This is a genomic window from Candidatus Methanoperedens nitratireducens (assembly GCF_000685155.1).
GTDB lineage: Archaea > Halobacteriota > Methanosarcinia > Methanosarcinales > Methanoperedenaceae > Methanoperedens > Methanoperedens nitratireducens.
This window is the reverse complement of record NZ_JMIY01000002.1, coordinates 1-11,030: the sequence shown is the minus strand read 5'-3', so window position 1 is coordinate 11,030 and position 11,030 is coordinate 1. Positions and strand designations below refer to the sequence as shown.

Annotated in this window: 10 protein-coding genes; 5 read left to right on the top strand and 5 right to left on the bottom strand. The window is 43.8% G+C overall.

Going from position 1 to position 11,030, the window contains the following annotated elements:
• Positions 1–222 precede the first annotated feature (222 nt).
• Positions 223–1,803, bottom strand: a complete 1,581-nt coding sequence (locus tag ANME2D_RS16710; protein WP_052368550.1) for an SWIM zinc finger family protein — start codon at positions 1,801–1,803, stop codon at positions 223–225.
• Between the two features lie 111 nt (positions 1,804–1,914).
• Between ANME2D_RS16710 and ANME2D_RS03815 the strand changes: the two genes are divergently transcribed.
• Positions 1,915–3,729, top strand: a complete 1,815-nt coding sequence (locus ANME2D_RS03815) for an HD domain-containing protein (RefSeq protein ID WP_048089292.1) — start codon at positions 1,915–1,917, stop codon at positions 3,727–3,729.
• Positions 3,730–3,990: 261 nt separating this feature from the next.
• Here ANME2D_RS03815 and ANME2D_RS03810 read toward each other — a convergent pair whose 3' ends face one another.
• Together ANME2D_RS03810 and ANME2D_RS17845 are read right to left on the bottom strand one after the other, a co-directional pair.
• Entirely contained in the window at positions 3,991–4,233 is a 243-nt protein-coding gene (locus ANME2D_RS03810) for a hypothetical protein (protein WP_048089291.1), read from the bottom strand.
• A 28-nt stretch (positions 4,234–4,261) separates the two neighbouring features.
• Complete coding sequence (locus tag ANME2D_RS17845) at positions 4,262–4,402, bottom strand: hypothetical protein (RefSeq protein WP_157833951.1); 141 nt, start codon at positions 4,400–4,402, stop codon at positions 4,262–4,264.
• Between the two features lie 143 nt (positions 4,403–4,545).
• Here ANME2D_RS17845 and tgtA point away from each other — a divergent pair, with 143 nt between their 5' ends.
• Both tgtA and ANME2D_RS03800 read left to right on the top strand, forming a co-directional pair.
• A complete protein-coding gene (gene tgtA, locus ANME2D_RS03805) occupies positions 4,546–6,030 on the top strand; it encodes a tRNA guanosine(15) transglycosylase TgtA (protein ID WP_048089290.1) in 1,485 nt (494 codons plus the stop codon).
• A gap of 74 nt (positions 6,031–6,104) precedes the next feature.
• Positions 6,105–7,436 (top strand): ATP-binding protein, encoded by a 1,332-nt coding sequence (locus tag ANME2D_RS03800; protein WP_052368549.1) that lies wholly within the window; start codon positions 6,105–6,107, stop codon positions 7,434–7,436.
• Positions 7,437–7,439: 3 nt separating this feature from the next.
• Here ANME2D_RS03800 and ANME2D_RS03795 read toward each other — a convergent pair whose 3' ends face one another.
• Complete coding sequence (locus ANME2D_RS03795; RefSeq protein WP_048089289.1) at positions 7,440–7,637, bottom strand: ribbon-helix-helix domain-containing protein; 198 nt, start codon at positions 7,635–7,637, stop codon at positions 7,440–7,442.
• Positions 7,638–7,777: 140 nt separating this feature from the next.
• Here ANME2D_RS03795 and arcS point away from each other — a divergent pair, with 140 nt between their 5' ends.
• The gene (gene arcS / locus ANME2D_RS03790; protein ID WP_048089288.1) at positions 7,778–9,586 is read left to right on the top strand and encodes an archaeosine synthase subunit alpha; all 1,809 of its coding nucleotides are present in this window, start codon (positions 7,778–7,780) and stop codon (positions 9,584–9,586) included.
• A 35-nt stretch (positions 9,587–9,621) separates the two neighbouring features.
• Positions 9,622–10,446, top strand: coding sequence for a sugar phosphate isomerase/epimerase family protein (locus ANME2D_RS03785; RefSeq protein WP_048089287.1), 825 nt, complete (start codon positions 9,622–9,624; stop codon positions 10,444–10,446).
• Positions 10,447–10,487: 41 nt separating this feature from the next.
• On the opposite strand, the gene ANME2D_RS03780 is transcribed toward ANME2D_RS03785, so the two are convergent.
• A partial coding sequence (locus tag ANME2D_RS03780) for an S-layer protein domain-containing protein (protein WP_048089286.1) occupies positions 10,488–11,030 on the bottom strand: 543 nt, incomplete at its 5' end.

Here is an 11,030-nt window from a genome sequence, read left to right as displayed (position 1 = left end):
TACGTCATAAATAACAAACATGCTGAGGACAATACTATTATTTAACTGTCAAAGTCAGGATAAAAATGTCATCCGAACTTACCCAAAACCCTGACTGGACGCTCCAGGAAGAGCGCCTCAGCTACAGCGCCGAGAAGCGCAGGCAGCGCGACACAGCCCACCTCATCTGGGCATCCAAGCCCAGGAAAGAGCCTTCGCCGAAAGACCTGGATTTCTCCAGTCTTACCTTCTCACCTCTATACCCACCACCCCTTTTTTCATCCTCAGATCAACCCCTCTCTTTTTAAACCTGCTCCACAGGTTTATCTTCCTCGAATGCTTTCCATAGAGCGCTTTCACATACTCCTCCCACTCTTCTTTATCCATCATCTCCCTCAATAAGAAAACGCATTCTGTCGCTTTCTCATATGCATAATTGTTCTTTTCCTTTATCAGGGATTCAGCTAACTCCTTTAGCTCTATCTCTACCTCCTCCCTGTATTCTTCACTCAAATATTCAAGCAATTTTATCTTCGATTCAGTATCGAAGTAATAACTGCTCTCTTTATCTATCAATTTACGCATGAGCCCTTTGTCGCCAAGCCTGATCCCTGCATCCACGCACAACCCATAATACTTGAACGAATAGCATACCTCGAAAAGAGAGCGCAGGACTTTATCCATCTCATCCTTCTTTTCGCTTTTATCTATAGAATCAAGAATATCACCATAAAGATACCGATCGCCTTTTAACTGCTTTTTTTTCTGTTTATCGGTTACCACTTCTTTAAATAATCCTACGGCTTCATCATGTGCTCCTATCTCATGGTAATACCGCATCAGGCTTGGATAGAATCTCTTTTTTCTGGCAAACTCTACTGCATCGTCCCTATCGATCCGCAGATATAATCTGAACCTGCTCTCTTCATCCAGATAGGTCTCAGTTTCAATCAATTTCCTCGCTTTTTCTACCAGTCCGCAGTTCACCAGAAACTCGATATAGGAGCGCTCATCCAGAAACTCGTTGATGTATCCATCAAAATCCTTTAGCCTAATCGCATTTTCTGCCGCGACCATCCGGCTGATAAACGAATCCAGCATATCATAATCATCTTTATCCATTAACTCATTTAATCTCTCAAAATCCTCCTCCCTCAGTTCTTTCTTTGCAAATGCATCACATAAATTCTCAAAGATCGCATCTCCAAAATAGCTATCTAAGTAGTCGTCATAAAAATACCCATACTCTTCGCTATTTTCAATAAGGAATTCCAGAATATAAAAGATATGCTCTTTTGTGAGCGCATCTTCATTGATTTTTATGAATTTTGCAAAATCATCCACGAAATCAGCATCAGCGTAGGTATATTCCACGCGCCGTAGCCTTGATCTTATCTCTTTATCCAGTGATTTAATCCGTTTCTCACTCGTTTTCTCCTTGCCTGTCTGATAAGGACCTAAATATAGCAGGCTTTCAGGATTCATGCTTATCAGTTTTTCTATAACTCCCCCCAATTCCTCCTTATCCATTCCCTCAAGCCTCTTCATGATCTCATCCCCATCTATGTACTCTCCATTGAAATACTGCAGCAGCAGTGCAACACCATGCTTGCAATTTCTTCCATAAGGGCATGAGCACTTACTCTCAAAACCGTCCAGATCCACCTCTGTCCTGTATCTAACAGTCCCTACTACCTCTCCGAATAATTTTTCCTTAAACTCAATCGCATTTAAAACTCTTCCTTCTTTAAAATACTCAAAACCACGTTCAAATATGGCTTTACTATAAACTCGCTGTATTTCCTTTTCTTTTGTGCTCTTCATTATGCAAATCCCATCTTATTAACAATATTTCAATTGAATGTTCTCCTTTATAGCATTTGGGGTCACCCTTTGCGTTAAATATATATTGTTTCAGAAACAATTTCTTTATCAGTGTGTTTATCTTCAGGCATTATAGACCCGATCTATGGTCATGTAGTGATAAGCGAGTTTGAGTGGCTAATTATCAATACTCCCGAGATGGCACGACTGCGGCGTATACAGCAACTGGGACTTGCCGATTTCGCTTTTCCTGGCGCAAACCATACCCGTTTTGAGCACAGTGTAGGAACACTTTTCATAGCTGATAGGATAGCAAAGGCACTGGGTCTTTGCGGTGATGAGATTATAAAGGTAAGGATCGCGGCTCTCCTTCATGACATCGGCCACTGTGCATTCTCACATGTAGTGGAGAGCGTCCTGAAACGAAACCCGGCATACCAGCCAGTGATAGGGGGAAAGAAGTTCGTGTGCCATGAGATGTTCACAAGGTACATCATATCCAACTCATTCCATACAAAGCCCAAAATTGCAGGGTGTGTTGAATCCCCGGAGAAGGCAGAATCTTTTTTTGAAGAGATCGCTCAGATGGCAACAGGGGACCTTGATGCACTTTCAAAGCCCTATCTTGCCCAGATTATCTCGGATGATATAGATGCTGACAGGATTGATTTTTTGCTGCGTGATTCATATCACACAGGCGTCTCACTTGGACTTGTGGATGTTGACCAGATTGTGGGAAGCCTCTCCCTGAGCAACGGCAGGATGGTACTGGGTGGTCCTATCAGCCATGATGAGGATATGGCAATGATCGCTGCTGAATCCATGCTGATCGCCAGAGCACACCATTATTCTGCTATAATCCATAACCCGAAAACCCAGGGAGCAAGGGTCATGCTGCTCCATGCTCTTGAAGATGCCCTTATTAATTATGAGAAATCAGGAAATGATGTGAGCGCAACTATACCAAAATTTTTCACTTTATATAATGACAGCGACCTGTTAAACTTTATTGAGGCTAATGGGGAGGCGAGCGCTAAGAGACTAATAATGAATATTCGCAATGCTAACATCTTGGGTGCTGTGTCGCGTTTTACCCAGAAGAACCTCAATCCCAGGACCCGCATGGCACTCTCAACTATTGCCAGGAGCGGTGTCGCCAAAAAGATGTTTGAAGTAGAGCTTGCAAAACGCTTTGAGAATAAATACGGAGCGCCTGTGCTTGTTGATCTTGATATTGCAAGCGGTATCCCAAAGAGCACAAGGGTGAAAATCGGGGAGGAGGAGAGCTTCTTCTATGATGAATCCGCACTGGCTAACGGTCTTGTCAGGGCAATCTCGCGCCAGATATCGCTGTGCGTGTTCTCAAGAGCGGATTATAATTCCAGGCTCTTGCAGGCATCGGATGATTTTTTACTCGGCATCGAGAGCCTCTCACCTGAGCTTTTGCGCTTTATCAGAAATGAGAACTACCTGCCTATCGAGGGTCTTCTCCTCATCTTCTACAGCGCGCACAGGATGTTCAGTAAGGAATCAGATGGAAGAATCACTATGCCAAGGCTTCGTAATATTAACGTGATCTATCGTCTGGTAAGAGAGCTTGGAGAGATGGATAAACTGCATAACCTGCTTGATTACAGCTTTCATAACCACTATGGATTCCCTTACAGCGACAGGCTTTTTGAGGATATCCAGCTTCTTGTTGCCATGGGAATGGTGGATGAGGATCTGCGTTATTTTGAGAAGAACGGCAGGTGGAAGCAGCGATATGAGTATGTAATGACAAGCGACGGCCTGGAATATGCACAGATGATCTCCCCCGCATACCACAATGAGCTAAAGGTAATTGATAATTATCTTGCCGTTAATAAACACTCGATTCCAAGAGATACTGTTAGTGTGGCCTCAAAAAGATATAAACATACGTGAACCCAGTTCTGTAAAATTACATGCATCTGCTGTATACAGCAGGTGACCCGGTGTATTTATTTGGATGAACTTATATACCTTAAAAACGGATAGTTAATTATCAGAAATTCCGGTGATCGGAAGATGAAAGAAAAGATAAATCTCGAAAAAGAAGATATTGTAATTGTTCTGGCAATTATTGTTGTTCTGGTAATAATATATGGTATCTTAGAGTTGTTCTACACAGTACCAGGTTAATGATCCTGAGAGCAGAGAATTTTTTCACTTCTCTGATACCACTTCCCTGACAACATCTTTCAGTACATCCCTTAGTTTGCCTTCCGGATCTGATAGGTCATCTGCGATGATATCAAAAATAAGCTCAAGACCGCCAGGACTTGAGACCAGATAATCCCTTGTAATTGCATCCAGTTTTTCACAACAATCGATACATAACTCCACACCCTCGATCTCAGCATCATTGACTGGCTCAAGGGCAGTATGGCATAGAAAACATTCACTCATAAAATCCCCAAGATACGTGATGTTTTATTTATAGCTTTGGTTTACAGTCACAGAGTACAGGATTGCGTACTACTTTGAAATTATTATATATTAGATAAAGTGTTTCTATTGTTTTGCTGTTGATACCTGCTTTTAATAATTTTATCCTCTCTTCAGGAGTTTCTAACATTGCATTCCCCCTATACTAGCCCGTTTTTTATTAGGTACTGTATTAACTTCAAGAAGATAAATGTTATGTTTTAATTATAGTATGGTCTCTAATAGTGCCCAACCTCATTTTAATATACTCTCCCATCATAACTTAGCCCGATCATGCCCCAAATCTTTGAAATCTTCCATAAGGATATCTGTGGTCGCATCGGGCGCCTTGAAACCCCCCACGGTACAATAGAGACGCCAACAATCATGCCTGTAGTTAACCCCAATATCCAGACGATTAAGCCCTCAGAGTTTCGCGAATTCGGCGCCGAGGTCATTATCACTAATTCATATATAATCTATCGAAAACCCGAGCTTAGAGAGAGAGCCCTGAGCGGCGGATTGCATTCCCTTCTTGATTTTGATGGCCCGATAATGACGGATTCGGGTTCATATCAATTATCCGTGTACGGGCAGGTAGAAGTTAATAATACACAGATAGTCCAGTTCCAGCAGGAGATCGGCTCGGATATTGGCGTTCCGCTTGATATACCCACACCTCCAGATGTTCCATTCACGCGCGCCGAGTCAGAGCTTGAGATAACCATAGAGAGGGCAGAGGAAGCACTCGGTTTAAAAAAAGATATGCTTCTGGCTGCACCTGTGCAGGGTTCGACATTCTCTGAACTGAGGGAGCGGGCTGCGCGCAGGTTAAGCCAGGCTGGTTTTGATGTCTATTTTGATATCTATCCCCTTGGGGCTGTAGTCCCGCTTATGGAATCGTACCGTTACTCTGATCTTGTTGATGTCATTGTGGCATCAAAAAAAGGACTTCCACCTTCGGCACCTGTACATCTGTTCGGGGCAGGACACCCTATGATGTTCTCTCTTGCAGTAGCCCTGGGCTGTGATCTGTTCGATTCTGCCTCGTACGCTCTTTACGCTAAGGAAGGGCGGTACATGACAGTGCGGGGCACATATCATGTGGATAAACTCCATTACCTGCCATGTTCCTGCCCGATATGCACTTCACATGATGCAGAGGAACTAATAAAGAGCGAGAATAGAGAAGAGCTGCTTGCGCGCCACAACCTGTATGCGACATTTGCTGAGATGAGGGAGGTAAAGCAGGCAATAAAAGAGGGGAGCCTGTGGGAACTCGTGGAGCAGAGATGCAGGGCGCATCCCCGGCTCCTGGACGGGCTCAAGCGTGCGCTTTCTTACTCTGAGTGGGTAGAGCAGTTCGAGCCGATATCAAAATCCACGTTCTTCTACAGCGGCCCTGAATCATCACTCAGGCCAGAGGTTTTAAGGTACAGGAAAAAGCTTAAAAACCTTGATCTTAAAGGCAGGGTACTTATCAGGGCGCAGAGGCTTGATAATGAGTACGATTTCGATTATGTACTTGATTTTAAGCCTCCATTTGGTCCATACCCGCTGGAGCTTAAGGAAACGTATCCTTTCAATGCAGAAGTGACGGATGAGCCGGATTATGAGTCTCTTACTGTGGCGCTCCAGAACATGCTGGAGCTGATGGAGTTGAATCCTGAGGCCGAGTTCACGTTCGTGTATGATGGGGAACATCCTCTGATGGAGGAGATCGCGCGGAGGGCTAAAGTGATTGGCAAAGGAAGAGAAGGCGCGCATATGAAGGTATGAGAGGAACGCAACCGCAGATTTGTTCATAGTATACTGCGAAAAATTTAAGCTTTATCAACAATATATTGTTGATAATGGTGTATGAAGAGATACTGATCAGACAGAACAGGCACTGGAGGGAGGAAAAATTCCCCACAGGCATAGAGAGGGATATTAAGGCAGAAGTTGTAAGATTTCTTGATACAAAATATATCCTTGTGATAACAGGGGTCAGAAGATCAGGCAAGTCCTACCTATTATATCAGCTTATGGATGCCCTTTTTAAGAAAGTACCATCTGAAAATGTGCTCTATGTGAATTTCGATGATCCTGTTTTCCTTGGGTTGAGAACAGAATCGAGAAGCATTGAGACACTTTACAGGGATTATTTAAAACTCAAAAATCCAAAAGGAATAAAGTACCTGCTCTTTGATGAGATCCAGAACGTTCCGAACTGGGAGAAGTGGATAAAAGCTTACTACGATATGGAAGAAGGTATAAGATTCATAGTAACAGGTTCAAATGCCACGCTTTTATCTTCTGAACTCTCAACGCTCCTGACGGGAAGGAACCTTCAGTTTGAGGTATTCCCCTTTAATCTTAGAGAAGTGCTGAAAGCAAAGGGAGAAGATATAATCATATCGCCTGATCCCGCAGAGATTTATCTTAGGAACTACAGGATAAAAGATACACTGAGGCATCATCTCGATGAGGTTCTGAAATGGGGCAGTTTTCCGGAGGTGGTTTTTCTTGATGAATCGCACAGGGAGGTTGTCTTAAAAGAATATTATAAGGATATCCTGTACAGGGATATTGTTCCCCGCTTTGAGGTGAGACATGTGAATAAACTCGAAGAGATCGCTTATTTTGTGATAAGTAATATCTCAAATGCAGTAAGTTACCATAATATCGGGAAACTGACCGGGACGCATGAGAACACTGTAAGAGAATATCTTACTTATTTTGAAAAAGCCTATCTTTCTTTTCAGGTTGCCAGGTTCTCATACTCCCTGAAGGATCAAATAAAAAATCCAAAGAAGATCTATTTTATTGATACGGGGATGAGAAACGCAGTGGCTTTCAGGTTCTCCCAGGATATCGGGAGGCTCTGCGAGAACCTTGTTTTCATTGACCTGCTGAGGAGAGGGAAGAAGGTTTATTACTGGAAAGGGAAGGGTGAAATGGATTTTGTGGTTATGGAGGATCTAAGAACGGAGCAGTTGGTTCAGGTATGCTGGGATGTCCGTGATGTTAAGACAAAAGAGAGGGAAGTGGAGGCGCTAGTGGAGGCTATGGGGAAGCTTGAGGTTGAGGAGGGAATTGTAATAACGGATGATTATTTTGGGGAGGAGGAGAGGGACGGGAAGAGGGTGAGGTTTGTGCCGCTGTGGTGCTGGCTGGTGAGGGGTAACAGGATGGAAACTTAATACTTAATTCTTCTCTCCAACTTTTATTTCGAGCATATTGAGCTTCTTTAGCACCTTTTTTCGCTCAATATCATCAAGGAATCCTCTGACGGCTGCCCTGAACCATTCATTCCTTGTCTTGAATCCTGAGACTTTCAAACTTTCATCAAAATCTTCAAGTAATTTTTTATCCAGCCTGAAAATAACCTGAGTCTCTGTCATAGCAAGAATTATATCATTTTGCTATCATATCAAATTTTCGGAGGTTCCGATAAAATCAAGCTCAGCTTTAAATAAAGTTATCACATAAACAGCATACTCTCCATGCATGATAAACCAAAAATCAATTATTCTGAAACATTATGAGCAAAATATTCGAAATCATCCATCGTGACGCAGCAGCCAGAATTGGTAAATTGGTTCTGGATAAAGAACTTTCAACTCCCGCCATTATCCAGATTCATGAAAAGGATTGCCCTGTAATCGATCCTGGCTCTCTCTGGAAAAAAACTGCACTTCATGAACTCGATACCAAAAAAATAGTCATTCTTCCTCATAGATCATTACCCCTGCATACAAGAGAGGATATAATAAAAGAGCTTCAGGATTCGCCTGCCGGGGCGCAGCCTGCACCCGATATGGCCCATACAGGCCTGGTTATCCATCCCTTTCACCAGAGACTCATAGAGGCCGATATGTACGTTCTCGGCGCAGCCAGACAGCTTGAGAAAAGGCCCAGGGAGTTCGTTAACTCAATAATCAGGCTCAAAGAAAACACGCGCGCTGACTCATTATTGTACGCGCCTGCCCTTGCCACTCCAGAGAACCTGTCGATGCTTGTGTATATCGGCGTTGATATCGTAGATGAGACATTGCCTGTTATCAAAGGATACCAGGATATCTACCTTACGAATTCAGGCGAACACCATCTTGACAGGCTGCGTGAATTTCCCTGCGTCTGTTCTGTGTGCTCAGCAAATACACCGCAGGAATTTATGAAACTTCCCAAAAAAGAGCGCTCTGAGCTGCTATCACACCACAACTCATTAAAACTTGGCGAGGAGATGCGCAATGTTCGCGAGCATATAAGGGGTGGGCATCTGCGCGAGTATGTTGAACGCCAGTGCAGGGCGCATCCCTGGCTTACTGCTGCGCTTCGCTTTATCGATGCAGAATACACCTTTCTTGAAAAAAGAACACCAATTTTAAGATCAGATACATTATACGCCAATACATCAGAATCGCTTAACAGGGTGGAGATTAAAAGGTTTGCAAAGAGAGTAATGGAGCGCTATACTGCGCCTGATCTGGATACCCTTGTACTTCTTCCCTGCTCTGCAAAAAAGCCATATTCAACCTCTCTTTCACATCAGAAATTCATCAATGCTATGGGGAAATACCGCAGGTATGTCCATGAGGTGATCATCACCTCCCCGTTAGGTATCGTACCGCGTGAGCTTGAACTAATGTATCCGGCAGCACATTACGATACTCCGGTCACGGGCTACTGGGATATGGAGGAGAGGGCATGGGTAACAGCATGCCTGCGCTCATATCTTATAAAAAACAGATACAAGAACATAGTCGCACATGTGCACGGCGCATACAGGGAGATATGCGAATCTGTGGAAAGGGAGCTTGGAATTGATTTTATTTATACAGCCGATGATGGCGTGACCTCCAGGGCATCACTGGACAAACTGCAAAAAGCGATTTCTGAGCTTGAAAGTGTTAAAAAACGCTCAGGTGAGATGGCAAAACTTGATATTATGCGCACATTAGCGGATTATCAATTCGGACGTGGCGCAGGCAATATGCTTGTTAATGGTGCTGCTGTTAAAGCTCCGTTCCCCAGGTTCCAGTTATTCACAGATAAACAGCTTGCAACATTAATCCCGCAATACGGTACAATCGCCCTGACCCTCGAAGGAGGGCTTCAGCTTTGCGATCATCCATACTATAGAGTGAAGATAGGCGATTTTATACCTCACAGCAGTATCCTTGCGCCCGGTGTACTGGATGCAGATCCCCAGATTCGCCCAAACGATGAGGTGATCGTCCAGGGTGAGAGATTCTTTGGAGTGGGGCGTGCCCTTATGAGTGGATGGGAGATGAAGCAGTGCGCAAAAGGCATGGCAGTTGAGCTTCGGCACTCAAGGAAGATCGGCTGAAATTACTATATAGTCCTGTCTCCAATAGTAATATCATGGGAACAAGGATCTCATGTGCTTCCCTGTTTCTCTGGGAGTACAGTATCTATGATATAGTGGATATACTGCTTGAGGCAGGCATAGGGAGCATTGAGTTCTGGGTAGAGACACCTCATTTCTGGATGAACAGAAACGATGAGACATCACAGATGATGCTGGAAGAGGCTATCTCTATTATGCCAGATGGATGTACCCTCCATGCACCTATACTGGATTTAAACCCGGCATCGTATAATGATTACGTATATGAAGCCACGATAAAGGAGACATTATGGTCCCTTGAGCTTGCACAGAGGATAATGGCAAGAGTGGTCACTATTCACCCTGGCAAGAGAACGGTCAAGCGAACTCCTACAAGTGAAGACTGGGATAAATTCTTGAGATATTTAAAAATATGCAAAGATAAGGCTGACAGCCTTAACCTTAATCTCTCACTTGAGAACAGTATGCCTTATATCTCAAGCATGTGCTCATCACCGGATGAGATGAAAGAGGTGCTGGACAAATTTCCAGGACTTTTTTTTACTTTAGATATTGTACATGCTCTCAATAAGTCGCATGAAAATGCCATGTCTTTTATAAAAGAGCTCAACCACAGGATGATTAATATACATGCCGGCGCTCCGCATGATGGGAAGGTGCATTACCCGGTACACCGTATGAGGAATATAGATAAGGTACTTGAAGCGTTGCAAGACTGCGGTTATAACGGCGATCTTACAATAGAGATCGATGATAAGGCGTATTCCATGCCCATGTCAAGGGAGGATAAAATAAGGGAATTGATCGAGGAAAGGGAATACCTGGAATCGAGGCTATAAAAAAAAGAAAAGTTGAAGGGATTAATCCCTTCGTTATGTATTTACTTTCTCTGTCTCAGTACAAGATATGCTACTGCAATCATACCAGCGATTGCGAAGACTGCTGTAAAGCCTGGGGTTTCTGGTGTTGGTGTTGGTGTCGGTGTTGCTGGTGGTGGTGTTTCTACTGGTGTTTCGACTGGTGGTGTTGCAGTTGGTGTAACTGTTACATTTACTGGTGGTGTTGGAGTTGGTGTTCCAATCGGTGTTGGTGTTAGTCCTGGTTCTACCTCTCCGATCTGATAATCAACCTTGGGGTAGAATCTCAGTTCATTGCTGTCTGCAGTCCTGAACTTCAGGTTGCCCATGAGGTCCTGTGTTGAGTCCCTGGTCAGACTGATCTCTGTATCAGTATTCTTTAGACTGAGGGTCCTAGTGACAGTATTGACGCTTGCATCCTTGAATACTCCATAGGTATCTGCACTCCTGATCTGCGTCACATCGGATGAGATCACCCATGTAAATCTGAACTGCACCATGTCAGTGGTTGCGCCTGCGAACACGCTGTCCACATAGGTCACGAACATCGGAACATCGGTCTCACC

What these genes read in the sequence shown, in the direction of transcription:
- tgtA (WP_048089290.1), top strand. Translation starts at nt 4,546, where the DNA reads ATGCCCCAAATCTTTGAAATCTTCCATAAGGATATCTGTGGTCGCATC.
- ANME2D_RS17845 (WP_157833951.1), bottom strand. Translation starts at nt 4,402, where the DNA reads ATGTTAGAAACTCCTGAAGAGAGGATAAAATTATTAAAAGCAGGTATC.
- ANME2D_RS16710 (WP_052368550.1), bottom strand. Translation starts at nt 1,803, where the DNA reads ATGAAGAGCACAAAAGAAAAGGAAATACAGCGAGTTTATAGTAAAGCC.
- arcS (WP_048089288.1), top strand. Translation starts at nt 7,778, where the DNA reads ATGAGCAAAATATTCGAAATCATCCATCGTGACGCAGCAGCCAGAATT.
- ANME2D_RS03795 (WP_048089289.1), bottom strand. Translation starts at nt 7,637, where the DNA reads ATGACAGAGACTCAGGTTATTTTCAGGCTGGATAAAAAATTACTTGAA.
- ANME2D_RS03785 (WP_048089287.1), top strand. Translation starts at nt 9,622, where the DNA reads ATGGGAACAAGGATCTCATGTGCTTCCCTGTTTCTCTGGGAGTACAGT.
- ANME2D_RS03810 (WP_048089291.1), bottom strand. Translation starts at nt 4,233, where the DNA reads ATGAGTGAATGTTTTCTATGCCATACTGCCCTTGAGCCAGTCAATGAT.
- ANME2D_RS03800 (WP_052368549.1), top strand. Translation starts at nt 6,105, where the DNA reads ATGGTGTATGAAGAGATACTGATCAGACAGAACAGGCACTGGAGGGAG.